The organism is Streptomyces sp. x-19 (genome assembly GCF_046549115.1).
In the GTDB taxonomy this organism is placed as follows: domain Bacteria; phylum Actinomycetota; class Actinomycetes; order Streptomycetales; family Streptomycetaceae; genus Streptomyces; species Streptomyces albulus_C.
In genome coordinates this window covers 49,523-67,507 of sequence record NZ_JAJPWK010000009.1, presented here as the reverse complement: position 1 = coordinate 67,507, position 17,985 = coordinate 49,523, and the positions used below count along the sequence as shown (strand labels likewise).

General features: G+C 74.1%; 15 protein-coding genes. 8 read left to right on the top strand and 7 right to left on the bottom strand.

Features of this window, described 5'->3' with window-relative positions:
* Positions 1-26: 26 nt before the first annotated feature.
* Positions 27-680: a TetR/AcrR family transcriptional regulator gene (locus tag ACLJT4_RS22085; protein WP_411124383.1), complete on the bottom strand. Its 654-nt coding sequence runs from the start codon at positions 678-680 to the stop codon at positions 27-29.
* Positions 681-1,056: 376 nt separating this feature from the next.
* Here ACLJT4_RS22085 and ACLJT4_RS22080 point away from each other — a divergent pair, with 376 nt between their 5' ends.
* The gene (locus ACLJT4_RS22080) at positions 1,057-1,275 is read left to right on the top strand and encodes a hypothetical protein (RefSeq protein ID WP_411124381.1); all 219 of its coding nucleotides are present in this window, start codon (positions 1,057-1,059) and stop codon (positions 1,273-1,275) included.
* Positions 1,276-1,305: 30 nt separating this feature from the next.
* Here ACLJT4_RS22080 and ACLJT4_RS22075 read toward each other — a convergent pair whose 3' ends face one another.
* Positions 1,306-3,276, bottom strand: a complete 1,971-nt coding sequence (locus tag ACLJT4_RS22075) for an amino acid transporter (RefSeq protein ID WP_411124379.1) — start codon at positions 3,274-3,276, stop codon at positions 1,306-1,308.
* A gap of 519 nt (positions 3,277-3,795) precedes the next feature.
* Here ACLJT4_RS22075 and ACLJT4_RS22070 point away from each other — a divergent pair.
* Positions 3,796-4,281 carry a hypothetical protein gene (locus ACLJT4_RS22070; protein WP_411124377.1) on the top strand — a complete coding sequence of 162 codons (486 nt, stop codon included), beginning with the start codon at positions 3,796-3,798 and terminating at the stop codon, positions 4,279-4,281.
* An 81-nt stretch (positions 4,282-4,362) separates the two neighbouring features.
* On the opposite strand, the gene ACLJT4_RS22065 is transcribed toward ACLJT4_RS22070, so the two are convergent.
* Both ACLJT4_RS22065 and ACLJT4_RS22060 read right to left on the bottom strand, forming a co-directional pair.
* Positions 4,363-4,842, bottom strand: coding sequence for a hypothetical protein (locus ACLJT4_RS22065; protein ID WP_411124375.1), 480 nt, complete (start codon positions 4,840-4,842; stop codon positions 4,363-4,365).
* A gap of 271 nt (positions 4,843-5,113) precedes the next feature.
* Positions 5,114-8,056, bottom strand: coding sequence for a SpoIIE family protein phosphatase (locus tag ACLJT4_RS22060; RefSeq protein ID WP_411124651.1), 2,943 nt, complete (start codon positions 8,054-8,056; stop codon positions 5,114-5,116).
* 383 nt (positions 8,057-8,439) lie between these two features.
* Between ACLJT4_RS22060 and ACLJT4_RS22055 the strand changes: the two genes are divergently transcribed.
* The 3 genes from ACLJT4_RS22055 (at position 8,440) to ACLJT4_RS22045 (ending at position 12,572) form a co-directional block, all read left to right on the top strand.
* The gene (locus tag ACLJT4_RS22055; protein WP_411124373.1) at positions 8,440-9,822 is read left to right on the top strand and encodes a family 2B encapsulin nanocompartment shell protein; all 1,383 of its coding nucleotides are present in this window, start codon (positions 8,440-8,442) and stop codon (positions 9,820-9,822) included.
* Positions 9,809-11,233, top strand: coding sequence for a SufS family cysteine desulfurase (locus ACLJT4_RS22050; protein WP_411124371.1), 1,425 nt, complete (start codon positions 9,809-9,811; stop codon positions 11,231-11,233). The genes ACLJT4_RS22055 and ACLJT4_RS22050 overlap by 14 nt, the downstream gene beginning before the upstream one ends.
* A gap of 274 nt (positions 11,234-11,507) precedes the next feature.
* A complete protein-coding gene (locus ACLJT4_RS22045) occupies positions 11,508-12,572 on the top strand; it encodes a sodium:calcium antiporter (RefSeq protein ID WP_411124369.1) in 1,065 nt (354 codons plus the stop codon).
* An 11-nt stretch (positions 12,573-12,583) separates the two neighbouring features.
* On the opposite strand, the gene ACLJT4_RS22040 is transcribed toward ACLJT4_RS22045, so the two are convergent.
* Positions 12,584-13,693: a cation diffusion facilitator family transporter gene (locus ACLJT4_RS22040; RefSeq protein WP_411124367.1), complete on the bottom strand. Its 1,110-nt coding sequence runs from the start codon at positions 13,691-13,693 to the stop codon at positions 12,584-12,586.
* 64 nt (positions 13,694-13,757) lie between these two features.
* On the opposite strand from ACLJT4_RS22040, the gene ACLJT4_RS22035 reads away from it, so the two are divergent.
* Both ACLJT4_RS22035 and ACLJT4_RS22030 read left to right on the top strand, forming a co-directional pair.
* Entirely contained in the window at positions 13,758-14,114 is a 357-nt protein-coding gene (locus tag ACLJT4_RS22035) for an ArsR/SmtB family transcription factor (protein WP_411124365.1), read from the top strand.
* A gap of 163 nt (positions 14,115-14,277) precedes the next feature.
* Entirely contained in the window at positions 14,278-14,715 is a 438-nt protein-coding gene (locus ACLJT4_RS22030; RefSeq protein ID WP_411124363.1) for a MerR family transcriptional regulator, read from the top strand.
* A 40-nt stretch (positions 14,716-14,755) separates the two neighbouring features.
* Here the strand turns inward: ACLJT4_RS22030 and ACLJT4_RS22025 are convergent, their stop codons facing one another.
* Entirely contained in the window at positions 14,756-15,625 is an 870-nt protein-coding gene (locus ACLJT4_RS22025) for a MerR family transcriptional regulator (protein ID WP_411124361.1), read from the bottom strand.
* A 330-nt stretch (positions 15,626-15,955) separates the two neighbouring features.
* On the opposite strand from ACLJT4_RS22025, the gene rsgA reads away from it, so the two are divergent.
* Positions 15,956-17,086, top strand: a complete 1,131-nt coding sequence (gene rsgA / locus ACLJT4_RS22020; RefSeq protein ID WP_411124359.1) for a ribosome small subunit-dependent GTPase A — start codon at positions 15,956-15,958, stop codon at positions 17,084-17,086.
* 245 nt (positions 17,087-17,331) lie between these two features.
* Here the strand turns inward: rsgA and ACLJT4_RS22015 are convergent, their stop codons facing one another.
* Positions 17,332-17,814 (bottom strand): DUF456 domain-containing protein, encoded by a 483-nt coding sequence (locus ACLJT4_RS22015; protein WP_038522788.1) that lies wholly within the window; start codon positions 17,812-17,814, stop codon positions 17,332-17,334.
* Between the last annotated feature and the right edge of the window lie 171 nt (positions 17,815-17,985).

Below are 17,985 nucleotides of genomic sequence, written 5' to 3'. Positions count from 1 at the left end.
TCCCGGGCGCGCCCCGCAGTCTCGCGTCAGCCCGGCCCGTCGGCCCGACCGGGTCCGTCGGCGAAGAGCGTGCCCAGGCGGTACTCCAGCGCCCGCCGGGCCTGCGCCAACGTCCGCCGGTCGTGCAGCACGTCGCCGCCCAGCCCCACCGCGGCCGCCACCAGCAGGTCGGCCTCCAGGCGGACGTCCAGCCCGGGCGCGGTGCGTCCGGCGTCCCGGGCCGTGGCGAGGATCCCCGCGACCAGCTCCTCCAGCGGATGGTCCCCGGGCAGGAACACCCGGGCCAGCGCCGGATCGGTCAGACTGCGTGCGTAGTACGCCGCGAACACCCGTAGAGCCGCGGTCCGTTGGGCGTCCAGCGGCAGGAACTCGTCCAGCACGGACCGCAGCAGCCCCCGCGGATCGGCCGGGTCGAACCGGATCCGGGTGCGCGCGATCCGCTCGTTCTCCTCGTGCAGCAGCCGCAGCGCGTCCACCAACAGCCGGTGCTTGTCCGCGAAGTGGTACTGCACGGCCCGCACCGAGACCCCGGCCCGGGCCGCGACCTCGCGCATGCTCGCCGCGTGCAACCCGCGCTCCGCCGCGATCCACCACACAGCCTCGACGATCCGCCGCCGCTTGTCCGCCGCGCCGCCGGCCCCGGAAGCCGTCCGCTCCGCGGCGCCGGCGGGCGTCGGCACCGGTGGGTGCCTGCGCCGCCGGTACGCCCGCGCCTGGCAGCTGCGTGAGCAGTAGAGCGCGGGCCGGCCCCGCCCGGACGGTGCCAGCGCCGCGCCGCACACCCGGCACGACGGCCCTTTTTCCGCACGCCCCGACCCCATCCGGCACCTCGCAATTACTGTGACGAAAAGCGAATTCAACGGTCCTCAAGCCGCATTCGAGGGCGTGAGCGCTGATACGTTCGTAACGTAGCCGAGTGAGGTTATCCGGCGCATCGACCGGCGCCGCTGACGCCCCGCCCGCCGACGTGCCGACGCCCCGGCGGGCGCTTTTCGCCTTCCGGCTTCCGTCCTCTGACTTCCCTCTTCTGACTTCCGACCCGTTGCGAGGTGTGCAATGAAGTACGACGTCCTCCAGATCATCGGCATGGTCCTGGTGGGGATCGCCGGCCAGGGCGCGTTCCGGCTGCTCGTCGACCACGGCGACACCGGCCTTCTGGGCGGGCTCGGCGGCTTCCCGGCCGTGCTGACCGGCTACCTCGCCGTCACCGCCGCCGGGGTGCTGCTCGCCGGCTGGTCGCACACCCGGGCCACCGCACTCGGCCGCCGGAAGTGATCCGGCGGCCGAGTGCGGGGCGGGGCGGCGTCAGCCCACGTGGACCCGCGGGCGGCGCCGCAGGTCCGGCTCCGCGCGGCGCAGCACCTCGCGGGTGACCGGCGCCACCTCCCCGTCACCGAACACCAGGAACCGCAGCAGGTGGCTCAGCGGATGGCCCTCGGTCCAGTTGAAGTAGATGTGCGGCACCTGCCCGGTCCGCTCCCGCAGCTGCATCAGCACCGCGGCGATGGTGTTCGGCACGCCCGCCCCGTGCACCCGCAGGATCCGCGTGCCGTACGCCTCCACGCCGTGCACGTGCAACTCCGCGGTGAAGTCCGACGAGTCCTCGACCAGCACCTCCAGGAACAACACCGGTCCCCGGTCGGGGATGTGGGTCTCCTCGCGCTGGCTGTACTCCTTCTCCCGGTAGTCGGCCGCGTTCCGCTCGTCGGGCTCGTTGGCGATCACCCGCAGCGGCCCGGCGACCAGCGCCTCCTCGATCAGCCGCTCCGCGGTCTCGTCGAACACCACGTCCGCGGCGCGCAGTTCGAAGGCGCGGTGCACCCGCGAGGCGAACGACGTCAGCAGGATGCCGAGGATGAACAGCAGCGCGATCTTCAGGCCGTCCGGCCGCTCGATGACGTTGGTGACGAGCGTGTAGCCGAAGACCAGGGTGATCGCGCCGAACCCGATGGCGGCGCCCCGGTGCCCGCGGTGCCGGGCGGCGACGGTCGAGGCGAACGAGGCGGAGAGCATCAGCACCAGCACGCCGGTCGCGTAGGCGCCGCTCTGCTCGTCGACGCTGGCGTCGAAGACGCACGTGATCCCGAACGCGATGGCCAGGAAGATCAGCACCAGCGGGCGCACCGCGCGGGTCCACTCCGGGGCCATGCCGTAGCGCGGCAGGTAGCGCGGCACGAGGTTGAGCAGCCCCGCCATCGCCGACGCGCCGGCGAACCACAGGATCGCGATGGTCGAGATGTCGTAGACGGTGCCGAACGCCTCACCGAGGTGCTGGTGCGCCAGGTACGCCAGCGCCCGCCCGTTGGCCGCACCGCCGGGCGCGAACTCCTTCTGCGGGACCAGGATGGTGGTGGCCAGGCTCGACAGGAGCAGGAAGCCGCTCATGATGAGCGCCGCGGTGGTCAGCAGCCGGCGGGTGTCCCGGATCCGGCCGGCCGGCTTGGCCGGGTCGTCGGTGGCGTCGCCGCGCACCTGCGGCATCACGGCCACGCCGGTCTCGAAACCCGACATGCCCAGCGCCAGCTTCGGGAAGACCAGCAGGGCGACCCCGACGATCGCCAGCGGTGAGGAGTGCTGCGCGGTCATCGCGTCCCACCAGTTGCCGATCGCCACCGGGTGGGAGACCACCTGCCAGGCCGACGTGGCCAGCACGACGACGTTGAGGGCCAGGTAGACGCCGACCAGCACCACGGCGATGCCGATCGCCTCCCGGAAGCCCTTGAGGAAGACCGCCCCCAGGGCGGCGAGCAGCAGCAGCGTGATCCAGAGGTTCGCGCCGTGCAGCGCGGCCGGGGCGAAAGGATTCTCCACGACGTGCGCCGAGGCGTCCGCCGCCGACAGCGTCATCGTGATGACGAAGTCCGTGGCCGCGAACCCCAACAGCACCAGCACCAGCAGCTTCCCCGCCCACCAGGGCAGCAGCCGTTCCAGCATGGCGATCGAACCCTCGCCCTGCGGGCTCTCCTTGGCCACCCGCCGGTAGACCGGCAGCGCGCCCAGCAGGGTCAGTGCGATCAGCACCAGCGTGGCGAACGGCGACAGCAGCCCGGCCGCCAGCGCGGCGATGCCCGGCTGGTAGCCCAGCGTCGAGAAGTAGTCGACACCCGTCAGGCACATCACCCGCCACCAGGAGTGCCCCTTGTGCTCGGCGGGCGGCGTGCCGTGCGGCCCGGGGTGGCGGGCGCTCTGCTCGCTGAGTCCGTCCAGCAGCCAGGACCGCCACCTGCGTGGGGTGGCGGCGGGCGGCGGAGTGGGGTCCACCTGGGTACTGGTCATGCGGCCACGTCCTGCCGATCGTCATTCGTCCGCCGGCCGCCGCAACGGGCGGTCGACGGGGTGATGGGGTGGATGGGGTTGAGGGGGTTGAGGGGGGAGCGGGTGGGTCGAGGCGGAGTGCCGGGCGAGGGGTGGTGACCCGTGGAGGGGCAGGACGGCGCACCGGACCGCCTGCCGCGTTAACGGGTGATTCCGCCCAACTCGCCGTCTTTCGCCGTTTGTCGCCTTCGCCCCACGGGGCGTTGCCCGGAACCGCCGGGCAACGAGGAGCGAGTATGCAACACGCTCCCGCGCCCGATCGCCCCAGGGGCGCGTCCGGGACCATCCGGCATTCCTCCCCCCGGCGTCAGGGACGCGTCAGAAACCGCGCACCCGCCGTACGCGCGGCGTTAAGTTCCCCGCCGATCCGTGTTCCCCCTCCCCGGTCCGCGCACCCTGGCACCAGGCCCCGGCCACGTGCCCCGCTGCCCGTCCCACACCCTGCCCCCTTCCCCGGGGCAGGTCCCAGGAGGTGTTCCCATGGCCGCCCTCCACCACCCGCTCCCCGCGCACCCGCCGCCCGCCCCGCGCACCCGGCGCCCGGCGGCCGACGTGCGGCCGGCACCCGTGGCGCGGGCCGTCGGCCCGGCGCCGGCGGCCGACGTGCTCGGCCGTGACCTGGCGTTGCCGGTGGGCACGGCGGTCACGGCGGTCGCGGTGACCGCCCTGTTGGTGACCGGTCAGGCCGGTCACCGCTGGCTCTCGCTCGCCGCGTTCGCGCTGCTGACCGTCGGCATCGCCGCCGCGGCCCGGCCCCGACTGGTGCCCGCCGTCGTCCTGGTCTCCTGGATGTTCTTCGACGGGTTCGTGGTGCACCAGCACGCCGAGCTGGGCTGGCAGCAGGCCGACCGGACCAGCCTGTGGGTCCTCGCGGGGGCCGGGTTGGCCGGCGCGGTGTGCGCGGCGGCCGCACGCGGCCGCCGGACGGCACGGGCGGCCGGCGGTGGGGGCGCCGGCACCGGGTGACGTCCCGGCGCCCTGCGGCGGACCGCAGGACGCCCCGGCCGGCCCTGCGCGGCGCGCGCTGCGGAACGACTGCGGAACGACTCAGTGCCCCCAGTGACAGCGGCGACCACGGTGACAGTGGCGACGGTGCTGTTCGCGGTGGGCCCGTGAGCCGCACGGGACGCACAGGAATCCGAGGCCCATGCCCAGCAGCCAGGCGTCCTTGGCCAGCGGCAGGCCGTCCTGGGTGGGGCGGAGGCTGCCCGGCCGGTGCATGCCGGGCAGCCGCAGGTACAGCCCGACCAGCCCGCCGGCGAACCCGGTCAGCGCGGCGCCCGCCAGCCGGGTCGGGACGAACGGGGCGAGCAGCGTGGCGCCGACCGCGATCTCCGAGGCCGCCAGCAGCCGGGTGAACCGCTCTGGGGGCAGTTGCGCCAGGAACGGGTACGCGGCGGACGCCATGCCGTGGACCGCTTCGGCGGCCTCCCGGTCGGACTTCCACATCGTGAGCCCGGCGTTCAGGATGAAGGCGCCGCTGGCCAGACGGGGGGCGACGTCGCGGGGTTCGGGCAGCTGCATCATGGGGGCCTCCAGAGGTCAGACGCGGCCGGACCGGCAGAGCCGTTCCGGCCGTCAGATCCGGGCCGGAGAGTGCGGGAGGGGAAGCGGGGGCCGCCGGTCGGGGGCCGTCCGGTGGTGGGGCCTCGGCGGGCCGCGGGCGCGTGGGCGCGTACGGGGCGGGCCCTGGGGCGGTCGTGCCGACGCCCCGTTCGACGGCCCTCCGAACGAGGTTAGCGAGGGGCGGCGGGGGCTGCATCCGGTGCGCGGACGCACCGCGGGGGCACCGCGCGGCTCACAGGGCCGACTCGTCCCACTGGTCGAGGAGGGTGAGGGTGTCGATGCCGCCGTCCTCGGGGCCGTTCGACGGCCGCATCCCGTCGAGGGTCTGCTCGGTCCAGATGACCTTGCCGCTGGGGGTGTAACGCGTCCCCCAGCGTTGCGCGAACTGGGCGACGAGGAACAGCCCGCGCCCGCCCTCGTCGGTGGCGGTGGCCCGTCGCAGGTGCGGGGAGGCGCTGGTGCCGTCGGAGACCTCGCAGATCAGGGCGCGGTCGTACAGCAGGCGGACCCGGATCGGCTGGGCGCCGTAGCGGATCGCGTTGGTGATCAGTTCGCTGAGGATCAGCTCGGTGGTGAAGCCGATCTCGTCCAGTCCCCAGGACTCCAGGGTGCGCATGCAGGCGGCACGGATCGGGCCGACGGCCGCCGGGTCGGAGGGGACGTCCCATTCGGCGATCCGGTCCGCGGGGAGCAGTTTGGTGCGGGCCACGAGCAGCGCGATGTCGTCGCTGGGGTGCGCGGGCAGCATGGCGTCCAGGACGGCCGTGCAGGTCTGCTCGGGGGAGGCGTCGGGGGCGCCGGCGAGGGTGGTGCAAAGCAGTTCCAGGCCGGTGTCGATGTCGCGTTCGCGGTCCTCGATGAGCCCGTCGGTGTAGAGGACGAGCCGGGACCCCTCGGGCAGGGTCAGGTCGACGGTCTCCACCGGCATCCCGCCGCCCAGGCCCAGGGGCGGCGCGACCGGGACGTCGGGGAAGGAGACCGGGCCGTCGGGGAGGACCAGGGCCGGGCCGGGATGGCCCGCGCGGGCCAGCGTGACGCGGCCGGCGACCGGGTCGTAGATGGCGTAGAGGCAGGTGGCGCCGGTGATGCCGGCGGTGCCGTCACCGACGAGGGACTCGTCCTCCAGCGCCGGGGCGTCCGGACCCCGCGCTCCGGCGGTGCCCGTGGCGGACGTTCCGTCAGGCCCGGCGTCCGCCGCGTACGGGCGGTCCGTCGGCGGCAGTTCCCCGTCCCGCCCCACCGCACCGCCGCCGTGGCTCTCCCCGTCGGGGCCCATGCCGTCGGTGCGGGCCTCGTCGGTGTCGATGTGGCTGACGAGTTCGTCCAGGTGCCCCAGGAGTTCGTCGGGCGGCAGGTCCAGGGCGGAGAAGTTGAGGACCGCGGTGCGCAGCCGGCCCATGGTGGCGGCGGCGTGCAGGCCGTGGCCGACGACGTCGCCGACGACCAGGGCGACCCGGGCGCCGGGCAGCGGGATGAGGTCGAACCAGTCGCCGCCGACCCCGGCCTGCGCGGGCAGGTAGCGGTGGGCGACCTCCAGTGCCGACTGCCGGGGCAGCGCCCGCGGCAGGAGGCTGCGTTGGAGGGTGATGGTGGTGGCGTGCTCGCGGGTGTAGCGGCGGGCGTTGTCGATGGAGATCGCGGCCCGGGCGGCCAGCTCCTCGGCGAACGACAGGTCCTCCGCGCCGAACGTCTCGGAGCTCTCGGCCCGCCAGAAGTTGGCCAGGCCCAGCACCACGCCCCGGGCCCGCAACGGCACCGCGATCAGCGAGCGGATGCCGTTGTCCAGGATCCGCCGGGTGTCGACCGGGTCCTGGTCCCGCCATGCCCGCTCGGCGCGCAGGTCGGGGACGAGGACCGGGCGGGCGTCGGCGATGCCCGCGCTGATCGGGCTGCCGGGGACGAACCGGATGCGTTCGCCGACGCGGTAGGCGGCCGAGTCCTCCGGGACGCCGCGGACCGCCAGCCGGCGTATCGGGGCGTGTTCCCCGGTCGGTTCGTCGCCGCGCAGCACCGGCTCCAGCAGTTCGACGGAGACCACGTCGGCGAACCGCGGGACGGCGACCGCGGCGAGTTCCTCCGCCGTGCGGACCACGTCCAGCGTGCTGCCGATCCGCATCCCGGCGTCGTAGAGCAGCTTCAGCCGCCGCTGGGCGACCTCGGCCTTGCCGGTCAGCGCCTGGAGTTCGGTGGTGTCCCGCAGGGTGACCGCGGTGCCCGCGGGGCCGCCGTAGGGGGCGGTGGGGCGGATGTTCACCGCGAGCAGCCGGTCGCCGGCGGGGTGCACCTCGTCGGTCGCGGCCCGGCCGGAGGCCAGCAGGTCGGCCGTGCCCGGCTCCAGGCCCAGTTCCGTGATCCGGCGGTGCTCGGCGTCGGCGGGCAGGTCGAGCAGCCGGCGGGCCTCGTCGTTGGCGAGCAGAAGCCGCCCGTCGCTGCCGATGATGAGCACCCCTTCGCGCACGGCGTGCAGCACGGCGTCGTGGTGGTCGTACATCCGGGTCATCTCGGCGGGGTCCAGGCCGTGCGTCTGCCGGCGCAGCCGGCGGCTCACCAGGGCCACCCCTGCGATCCCGAGGACCAGTGCGCCGGCCGCGCTGCCGATCAGCAGCGGGAGGCGCTGCAGCGCCCATTCGTTGGTCCGCTGCACCTTGATGCCGGCCGCGACGAGTCCGACGACCCGGCCGTCGGCGGCCTTGACCGGCACCGTGGTGTCCACGGCGCGGCCGAAGGCCGAGTGGGAGGTGGAGGTGACCGTCCGTCCGGCGAGCGCGGGGCCGTAGCCGCCGGGGACCTGCTTGCCGATCAGGTGCGGGTTGGGGTGGGTCCAGCGGATCCCGGACGGGCTGAACGCGACGAGGTAGTCGAGCCCGGCCTCCTTGCGGGCGTCCTCGGCGCGGGGCTGGAGCCGGGCGGTGGGGTCGGCGGACTGCATGGCGGCGGCCGTCCCCGGAGCGTGCGCGAAGGCCGTCGCGGCGACCGAGGACCGCTGTTTGGCCTCCTCCAGGCTCGCCTGCTGGGCCTGGAGGGCGAGCGCCACCCCGGCTGCCACGACCAGCAGCACCACCAGGGCGAGCTGCAGCACGAGCACCTGGCCCGCGACGCTGTGCACGCTCAGCACCGAGCGAAGACGGCGTCCCCCCTCACGCCTGGAAGATCTCTTTCGCCCGAAATTTTCCATCACGCGCCATATTTAGCATTGTGCGCCCCCGGGTAGCGATCAGCTGCGCCGGCGTCATAAGTGTTCCTTTCGGAATAACAAAGCGGTTTTATGAGGGCAAATTTGGTCGGATGCGGAGGGCGGTGGGGCGCCGCGCCGGGCCGTAAGGGTCCCCGCCGGCGAACCTTCGGGCACCGATTCCACGGGGTGTAGTGGCGGTGCGACACAAGGTAGTCGCACGGATGTCCGGGAGTTGGGGAGCGGGCATCGACCGATTCCGGCCGGCGGCCCGCCAACGGGCCGTTGCGGGGCGCCGATTCCCGGCCCGACGATCCCGGGGTCCCGCATGCCACCGGCCCCGCGCCGGACGGCCGGCATGCCCTCGGTCCCGCAAGGAGGTCCCCGTGAACGACCGGATGACGCTCGCCCCGGACGCCGCGCGCCAGCTCGCGACCACCACCAAGACCGCACCCCAGATGCGCGGCATCACCCCGCGCTACCTGCTGCGCGCGCTGCCGTGGGTGGACGTCGAGTCCGGCGTCTTCCGCGTCAACCGTCGCCGCACCTACGTCCTCGGCGACGACCGCCTCGCCACCTACCAGGACGGCGACGCCCATCGCGTCATCCCCGGCGACCTGCGCGAACTGCCGTACCTGCGGGACGCGGACGACGCGCTGCTGACCGAACTCGCCGGCGTCTTCGCGCAGGTGTCCTTCGACACCGGTGAAGTCCTCGCCGAGGGCGGCGCGGTGTCGGACCGGCTGCTCGTCATCGTCCAGGGTCGCGCCGAGAAGCGGGCCCGCGGCCGCTACGGGGAGGAAGCGCTCCTCGAAGTCGTCGGCGACGGTCAGTTCTTCGACCTCGACGCCTGGACCCGCGCCGCACCGATGCCCTACCAGGTCACCGCCGTCACCCCCGGCACCGCGCTCTGTCTCGACCGCGCCGCCCTGGCCCGGGTGGTCGACCGCGACCCGTCGCTGCGCGCCGGCCTCGACGCCTACCTGGCGGCCGACGGCGTGCTGCCGGGCAGCGAGGTGCCGGTCGACCTCAGCTCCGGACACGTCGGCGAACCCGACCTGCCGGCGACCTTCGTCGACTACGAGGACGCGCCCCGCGAGTACCACATGAACCTCGCCCAGACCGTGCTGCGCGTCCACACCCGGGTCTCCGACCTCTACAACGGCCCCATCGACCAGACCCGCGCCCAGGCCAACCTCACCGCGCACGCGCTCCGCGAACGCCAGGAGGACGTGCTCCTCAACCACCCCGAGCACGGCCTCTTCCGCAACGTCGCCCCCGGCCAGCGCGTGCAGGCCCGGACCGGCGCCCCCACCCCCGACGACCTCGACGAACTGCTCACCCGCGTCTGGAAGCAGCCCGCCTACTTCCTCGCGCACCCCCGCGCCATCGCCGCGTTCGGCCGGGAGTGCACCCGGCGGGGCGTGCCCCCGGTCATCGACACCGGCTTCGGCAGTCCGCTGCTGACCTGGCGCGGCGTGCCGCTGCTCCCCTCCGACAAGGTGCGGTTCACCGGCGGGGTCGACACCGGCACCACCGAGATCCTCTTGATGCGGGTGGGCGAGGCCGAGCAGGGCGTGGTCGGACTGCGCCCGGCGAGCGTCGCCGACGAGATCGAACCGGGCCTGGCCATGCGGAACATGGGCGTCGACACGAAGGGCATCACCTCGTACCTGATGACCGCGTACTTCAACGCCGCGGTCCTCGTCGAGGACGCCCTCGCCGTCCTCCAGAACGTCGAGGTGTCCCGTTACCATGACTACTCCTGACGCCCCGGGATCTCCGCTGGCCGCGTCGGCCGTTCCGGGAATCCCCAGTGTCGCGGCCCCGCCGCCGCCAGGCGTAGCCACCACCGCGCCCGGCACGGACCCGGGCTCCCACGCGCCGACGGCCGCATCCACCGCCACGGCCCCGTCCACGCCCGACCCGACGGGCCGTCGGCTCACCCAACCGGCCGCCTTCACACCGGAGTTGGCGCGCCGCGACGTCCCGATCCTGCACCGGACCGTCAACGGCAAACCGCTGGTCTGGCTCGACAACGGGGCCACCACCCAGAAGCCCCGCCAGGTCATCGAGGCGGTGTCCGGCTTCTACGGCGCCGGCAACTCCAACATCCACCGCGGGGCGCACACCATGGCCCGCGAGGCCACCGAGGCGTACGAGGGGGGCCGGGCCGCGGTCGCCCGCTTCCTGGGCGCGGCGTCCCCGGACGAGATCGTCTTCACCCGCGGCACCACCGAGGCGATCAACCTCGTGGCCCAGAGCTGGGGTCGGGCCCACCTCGGCCCCGGCGACGACGTCCTTGTCCCGGAACTGGAGCACCACTCCAACATCGTCCCCTGGCAGATGGTCGCCAAGGAGACCCGGGCCCGGGTGGTGCCCGTCCCGCTCCGGCCCGACGGGCAGATCGACCTCGACGCCTACGCCGACCGGCTCTCCATGCGGACCCGGCTGGTCGCGCTCAGCCAGGCGTCGAACGTCCTCGGCACCGTCCCGCCGGTCAAGGAGATGACCGCGCTGGCCCACCGCTACCGGGCCAAGGTGCTGGTCGACGGCGCCCAGGCGGTGGCCCACTTCCCGGTCGACGTGGTGGACCTCGACGCCGACTTCTACGTGTTCTCCGGCCACAAGCTGTTCGCCCCCACCGGCATCGGCGCCCTGTACGCCAAGCCGGAGGTGCTGGAAGCCATGGCGCCGTGGCAGGGCGGCGGCAACATGATCGAGTCCGTCTCCTTCGACCGCACCGTCTACGCACCCGTCCCGCACCGCCTGGAGGCCGGCACCGGACACATCGCCGGCGTGGTCGGCCTGCTCGCCGCGATCAACTGGCTGACCGGCTTCGACCGGCACGCCGTCGCCGCCTACGAGACCGACCTGCTCGCCTACGCCCAGCAGGCGCTGGCCGCGGTCCCCGGACTGGACCTGATCGGCTCCGCCGCCGACCGGATCGCGGTGCTGACCTTCACCCTTGCCGGCCACGACCCGGCCCGGATCGCCGACTGGCTCGACCGGGACGGCATCGCCATCCGCGCCGGCCACCACTGCGCCCAACCGGCCCTCGCCCACTACGGACTACGGAGCGCGGCCCGCGTCTCGCTCGCCCTCTACAACACCCCCGAGGAGGTGGATCAGCTGGTCGCGTCGCTGCAACGGCTCCAACGGCAACAACAGCCCGCCTGACGCCGCCGGCACGTCCGGTTCCGCCGACGTGCCGCCGCGCCCGCGGTGTGTAGGGTGAGTGACTGCGAAGGGGAGTAGCCCCGCGAACCGGTCGTCGACACACTGGAGCCGCAACCGGCTCCCGGTGGCCGGGCCCACGCAGTGACTGCGCGGGCGGGCGAGACCTTCGGCCTTTGTCGACGACTGAGAACGCGTCGGCGGGGTCGAAGTCGTGCCGCCGCTCCCACGCCGGTCGTCGTCGAGGCCCGCCGGAGCGGAAAGGCTGACGATCAGCGTGTTGCACTTCGTTCTGCTCATCGCGTGCGCGGTGGCGATCTACCTTTCCTGCGAGTGGTTCGTCAACGCCGTGGAGTGGCTGGGGGAGCGGCTCAACGTGGGCCGGATGGCGGTGGGCACCATCCTCGCCGCCTTCGGCACCGCACTGCCCGAGTCCGTGGTGACCCTGGTCGCGGTGACCACCGGCGCCACCCCCGAGGCCAAGGACATCGGCGTGGGCGCCGCGATGGGCGGCCCGCTGGCGCTGGCCACCGTCGCCTACGGCGTGACCGGCACCATGCTGCTGCTCCAGCGGCGCAAGCGGCGCGCCGCCGCCGCGACGGGTGCGCCCGCCGCAGAGCCGGACGGGACGGCCGCCGACCCACGGCCGGAACAGGCGCTGGGCTCGGAGCGGGAGCTGCGGCGGCTGGCCAAGGACCAGAGCTGGTTCCTGCCGGTGTTCGTCGTCAAGGTCGCGCTCGGCCTGGTCGCCTTCGCCTTCAAGCCGGTGCTCGGCCTCGCGTTCTTCGCCGTGTACGCGGTCTACTTCTGGCGCGAGATCCGCGGCGGCCACGAGGAGGATGCGGAGGGCGTCGAGCTGGAGCCGCTGAAGTTCCAGCCCAAGGCGGCGTCCCCGGCGACCTGGGCGGTGGTCGCCCAGACCCAGGCGACCCTCGTGGTGATCTTCTTCGCCTCGCAGCTCTTCGTCCACCAACTGGACGCCATCGGCCCGATGCTCGGACTCTCCGCCTCGGTCACCGCGCTGCTGCTCTCGCCGGTCGCCACCGAACTGCCGGAGATCATGAACGCCGTGATCTGGGTGCGCCAGGGCAAGACCAAGCTGGCGCTGGCCAACATCTCCGGCGCCATGATGATCCAGGCCACCGTCCCCAGTGGCCTCGGCCTGCTCTTCACCCGCTGGCAGTTCGACACCGCACTGCTGTGGTCCGGCCTGATCACCATCGCGGCGATCGGCTACCTCCTGCTGACCATGCGCGCGCACCGGCTCACCCCCGGCCGGCTGGCCGCGGCGGCCGGGTTCTACGTGGTGTTCGGACTGGGGCTGATCCCGATCCTGCGGTGAGCGGCCGGCGGTCAGCGGGCCGGGGCGTGGTGGGCCAGCGCCGCGTGCGGGTCTGCCCCGCCGTCCTCCGGGGTGTGGTCGAGGTGGACGGTGGCCGCGGTCAGTCGCGGTACGCCGTGGATCAGCGCGTGCTCGGCCGCCACCGCGATCCGGTGCCCCCGGGCCAGGGTGAGCTGCGGGTCGAGGACGATGTCCGCCTCGGCCCGCAGCGCGTGGCCGATCCAGCGCATCCGCACCTGTCCCACGCCGCGGACGCCGGGCACGCCCCGCAGCGCCGCCTCGCCCGCCGCCACGAGCGCCGGGTCCACCGAGTCCATCAGCCGCCGGAACACCTCCCGTGCCGCGTCCTTGAGCACCAGCACGATCGCGACGGTGATCAGCAGACCGACGACCGGGTCCGCGGCCCGCCAGCCCACCGCCGAACCGCCCGCGCCCAGCAGCACCGCGAGCGACGTGAAGCCGTCGGTGCGCGCGTGCAGCCCGTCCGCGACCAGCGCGGCCGAGCCGATCCGGCGGCCGGTGCGGATGCGGTAGCGGGCCACCCACTCGTTGCCGAGGAAGCCGACCAGGGCGGCGGCCGCGACCGCCCACAGGTGCGATACGTCCCGCGGATGCAGCAGCCGGTCGACGGCCGCGTAGAGCGCGGGCACGGCGGACGCCGCGATGGTGAGCACGATGACCACCCCGGCCAGGTCCTCGGCCCGGCCGTAGCCGTAGGTGTAGCGGCGGGTGGCGGCCCGCCGGCCGAGGAGGAAGGCGACGCCGAGGGGGACCGCGGTGAGTGTGTCGGCGGCGTTGTGCAGGGCGTCGCCGAGCAGCGCCACCGAACCGGACAGGGCGAAGACGGCGGCCTGGACCACGGTGGTCAGCCCGAGGACCGCGAGCGAGAGCCACAGCGTGCGCAGGCCCTCCCGGGAGCCCTCCAGCGCCGGATCGACCTTGTCCCGGGCCTCGTGGCTGTGGGGGGTGACGGTGTGCGCCAGCCGGTGCCGCAGCCGGGCGGCGCGGGAGGCGCGGGAGGGGCCGGCGGGCCGGTGCGGCTCGTGGTCGTGGTGGTGGTGAGGTTGACCGTCGCCGTGGGAGTGGGGCTCGGAAACCGGCAGCTGCGCGTTCACGGGCATCGCACCTTCCCGACGTCCGGGGCGCGGCTTGTGCCGGGCGCCCTCGTCCCCCCATTATGTGCGTATGAGCGCACGCATGCACCTATCAGATGCGCACGGTGTGCAGGAGCCCGGCGACGGCACGCGGCTGGCCGTCGCCGTGGAGATCCTCGGGCTCCTCGCCGACCGCACCCGACTGACCCTGCTGTGGCGCCTCGGCGCCGGCGAGGCCGACGTCACCACCCTCACCGAGGCGTGCGGCGCCTCCCGCACCTCCGTCAGCCAGCACCTCGCCCGCCTCCGGCTGGCCGGACTGGTCACCACCCGCAAGGACGGCCGCCGGGCCGTCTACGCGCTGCGCCACGGCCACCTGCGCCGCCTGGTCGACGAGGCCCTCGGCGCCGCCGACCACCAGATCCGCCACCTGCCGCCGCACGACTGAGCCCGCGCCCTGCCCCGGCGGGCCGGGGCACTGGGGGAGAGCCCCGCTCCACCGACCGCTCAACCCGACCCCCGTGACCAGCAGTTGAGGCCGTGACCCGACCCCGCGCCGGCCCGCCCGTATCCTGACCGCGGCGGGAGCACGCACCACGGGAGGGGCCGTCATGCGGATCGGGGAACTGTCGGAACGCACCGGAACGCCGCGCCGGCTGCTGCGCTACTACGAGGAGCAGGGCCTGATCGTCGCCGCCCGCACCTCGAACGGCTACCGCGACTACGACGACCGTTTCGTGGACCGGGTGCTCCAGATCAGGGGCCTGCTCGACGCCGGCCTGCCGACCCGCATCATCAAGCAGATCCTGCCTTGCCTGGACAAGCCCCGGACCATCTACTTCCCCGACGCCACCCCGGAGATGATCTCCACCCTGGAGCACGAACGCGACCGGATGACCGACCGCATCGCCTGCCTGATCCGCAACCGCGACGCCATCGGCGCGTACCTCGACGCGGTCCTCTCCTACGACGGCGGCCCCGGGACCGGTCCGGGGGCGCCGGGCACCGACCGGGAGCGCGCCGGCCACGAGGAGCCCGCGGGGCGCTGAGGCCCGTGCCGGGACGGGTGCGGCACCGCGCCCGGCGCCGTCACCCCCAGGTCGCGGAGTCCGGATCGACGCCGTGCGCCCGGGCGTTGGCGAAGATCACGTCCCGCAGCCACCGGGTGAGGTCCGGCGCCAGGGCGTCGAAGTACTCCGCGTAGCCGGGGTCGTCGACGAACATCCGCCCGATGCAGGCGTGCATCGCGTGGGTGGTGTCGAAGTACCGCGAGAGCAGGGCGCGGTGCCGCTCGGCGAGGGCGTTCGCCGCGTCGGAGCCCGGGGTCACGCCGGCGCGCAGCGCAGCCGCGAGGTCGGCGTTGAGCGCCTCGGTCGAGGCCGCGACCTCCTGCCAGTCCTCCGGCGTCATCCGCGCGGCCCGTTCCGCGTACTGGCCCCACTGCGCGGTGTCGCCCCAGCGCTGCTCGGCCTCGTCCACCCAGGTCGGCTGCCAGTCGGCACCGAAGATCTCGACCTGCTCCTCCGGGGTCAGCCGCATGCCGGTCTTCGACGCCTCCAGCATCCGGTCGACCGCGCCGACCATCTTCTCCAGGCGGGCGATGCGCGCCACGAGCTGGGACCGCTGCCGGTGCAGGTGCGCGCGTGCATCGGCGTCCGGGTCGTCGAGGAGGCGGCCGATCTGGGCCAGCGGGAACCCGAGCTCCTTGTAGACCAGGATCCGGTGGATCCGGGCGACGTCGTCGCCGGAGTACACCCGGTACCCGGCCCAGGTGCGGCCGCTCGGGCGGGCCAGACCGATCGCGTCCCAGTGGTGCAGCGTCTTCACGCTGACCCCGACGAGCGCGGCCGTGCGTCCGACGGTGAGCCCGTCGGGACCGGCCCGGTCGGCGCCCTCCCAGATGATGGTCGGTTCCTCCTCGGGGGAATCAGGGGAACCACCGGGGGATTCACTCGTCATCGCTCCAGTGTTGCGCACCGGGCGCCACGGCGCGCAGCACCGCCGCGTCGGCGTCGCGGCCACCGGAGAGGCACCTCCCGGTGGGAAAACCCTTGGCGTCCTCGTGCGGGCCCGTTCTAGGGTGGGCGCGTTCGGACGACGGCCCAGGGCCGCCGTCGCTCAGCCGTCGAGGATTCGGGAGGTGGGTACTGATGACTGTCGCCACGAAGGGCGTTGCCCGCATGCAGAAGATCATCATTCCCCTTTCCGTGGTCTCCGGCTGACTCGACCTTCCGTTTCCCGCGCGTTGCGCGCACGGCCGGGACCGCTCCTTCTCGAAGGGCCTTCCCGTTGTTCGACCTCGACTTCCCCGCTGCCCGTCCGCTGACCGCCTATGGCTGGGACGAAGGCTTCGCGGAGAGTTTCCTCCCCCATGCCGGGCAGGGTTTCGTGCCCGGCCGCGTGGTCCGCGTCGACCGCGGCCGCGTGGACGCCGTCGTGCCGGACGGCACCGGCGTCCGCACCGTCCTGTTGGACACCGCCCTGGTGGCGACCGGCGATCCGACGCGGGTGCCGTGCACCGGCGACTGGGCCGTCGTCGACCTCCACAACGGTCGCGTCGGCGACCATCTCGACGGCGTGCTGCGGGCGTTGCTGCCCCGCCGCACGGCGATCCTGCGTTCGGCCTCGACCAAGCGTTCCGAGGGGCAGGTCCTCGCCGCGAACGTCGCGCACGCCGTCGTCGCGGTCTCCCTGGCCGAGGCGCTGGACCTCGACCGCGTCGAGCGGTTCGTCTCCCTGGTGTGGGAGAGCGGGGCGCAGCCCCTGGTGGCGCTCACCAAGGCGGACCTGGTGGCGGACCCGGCAGCGCTGGGCCACCTCGTCGCGGACGCCTCGGGCGCCGCCCCCGGTGTGCGGGTGCTGGCGGTCAGCGCGGCGACCGGCGCCGGCGTCGAGGAGCTGACCGCCGCGCTCGCCGGGGCCACCGCCGTCCTCCTGGGCCGGTCCGGCGCCGGCAAGTCCACCCTGGCCAACGCGCTCCACGGAGCGGACGTGCAGGACGTGCGGGCGGTCCGCGACCAGGACGGCAAGGGGCGGCACACCACCACGACCCGTGACCTGCTGGTGCTGCCCGGCGGTGGCGTCCTCATCGACACGCCGGGGCTGCGCGGCGTCGGCATGTGGGACGCGGCGGACGGGCTGGCCCGGACGTTCTCTGACGTGGAGGAGCTGGCCCGGCAGTGCCGGTTCCACGACTGCGCCCACGAGGCGGAGCCGGACTGCGCGGTCCTAGACGCCGTGGAGAACGGCGAGTTGGCGACCCGTCGGCTGGAGAGCTACCGCAAGCTCCAGCGGGAGAACCAGCGGATCGTGGCCAAGACCGACGTCCGCCTGCGCGCCGAGATCCGACGCGACTGGAAGCGCAAGCAGGCACTGGGCCGCCACATGATGGAACGGAAGCGAGGATCGGGCCTGGGCTAGGGGCGCGGCGGGACGCGGCGGGACGGGGCGGGCGCGCCGGGGCGCGGTAGGGCCGTGGCGCGTCGCCCCGGCCCGCGTCGCGGCCCGGCTCCCGGTTCGCCGTGGCGTCCTGTAACGCCGTTACGGGGCGCCGCCGCGTACCCCGGACGAGCGCGCGCCACGCGCCGACGTCCCGCGCGGCGGCGTGGTGTCCCGCCGTTGCGGGCGCGCTCCCGGGGCCGCGGGGGCCGCGGGGGTTCCGGCCTTCAGCGCGCGAACACCGCTCCCATCCAGGCGCCCATCACCAGGAGGCAGGCGAACAGTTCCACCAGCACGCTCAGGCCGATGGCGCGCAGGACCGTGCGCGTCGAGGCCCAGGCGTCGCCGTGGCCGCCGAGGCGGACGCGTTCGAGGACGTAGAGGCCGCCGAGCGCGCCCAGCGGGCACCCGATGACGGGCACCAGGAAGAACCCCGCGACGCCGGTCACGCCGGCGAGGAGCAGCGTGCGGTAGGGCGCGCCCGCCGCGCGCAGGTCGCGCGCCGGCAGCAGCCACTTGAGCACCTGGTTGAGGAGGAGGACGGCGGTGCCGGCCGTCAACACCGCCCAGGCGAGGGAGGACCGTTCCGCCGTCGCCCACCACAGCAGCCCGGCCCAGACCACCAGCGGCCCCGGGAGACCGGGGACCAGCACCCCGAGCACCCCGAGCAGCAGGACGAGGCCGACGCCGATCAGCTGCCAGGCGTTCATGCGCCCGCCCCGGCGACGCCGGCGCGCGGTCGTGCCCCGCACGGCGCATGCACGGCGCCGGTTCGCGCGCTGGGCTCTTTCCCGGCCGGCATGGCCCAAGCCTGCCGGAACCGGCCGGCCCGCGCTTCCTGGAATGCCCTTTTCGCGCCCTGTTTCGGCGGCCCGCGCCAC

Coding starts and splice junctions, on each gene's coding strand:
- ACLJT4_RS22025 (WP_411124361.1), bottom strand. CDS start 15,625: ATGACGAGTGAATCCCCCGGTGGTTCCCCTGATTCCCCCGAGGAGGAA.
- ACLJT4_RS22075 (WP_411124379.1), bottom strand. CDS start 3,276: ATGACCAGTACCCAGGTGGACCCCACTCCGCCGCCCGCCGCCACCCCA.
- ACLJT4_RS22030 (WP_411124363.1), top strand. CDS start 14,278: ATGCGGATCGGGGAACTGTCGGAACGCACCGGAACGCCGCGCCGGCTG.
- ACLJT4_RS22040 (WP_411124367.1), bottom strand. CDS start 13,693: ATGCCCGTGAACGCGCAGCTGCCGGTTTCCGAGCCCCACTCCCACGGC.
- ACLJT4_RS22035 (WP_411124365.1), top strand. CDS start 13,758: ATGAGCGCACGCATGCACCTATCAGATGCGCACGGTGTGCAGGAGCCC.
- ACLJT4_RS22070 (WP_411124377.1), top strand. CDS start 3,796: ATGGCCGCCCTCCACCACCCGCTCCCCGCGCACCCGCCGCCCGCCCCG.
- ACLJT4_RS22080 (WP_411124381.1), top strand. CDS start 1,057: ATGAAGTACGACGTCCTCCAGATCATCGGCATGGTCCTGGTGGGGATC.
- ACLJT4_RS22050 (WP_411124371.1), top strand. CDS start 9,809: ATGACTACTCCTGACGCCCCGGGATCTCCGCTGGCCGCGTCGGCCGTT.
- ACLJT4_RS22015 (WP_038522788.1), bottom strand. CDS start 17,814: ATGAACGCCTGGCAGCTGATCGGCGTCGGCCTCGTCCTGCTGCTCGGG.
- ACLJT4_RS22065 (WP_411124375.1), bottom strand. CDS start 4,842: ATGATGCAGCTGCCCGAACCCCGCGACGTCGCCCCCCGTCTGGCCAGC.
- ACLJT4_RS22060 (WP_411124651.1), bottom strand. CDS start 8,056: ATGGAAAATTTCGGGCGAAAGAGATCTTCCAGGCGTGAGGGGGGACGC.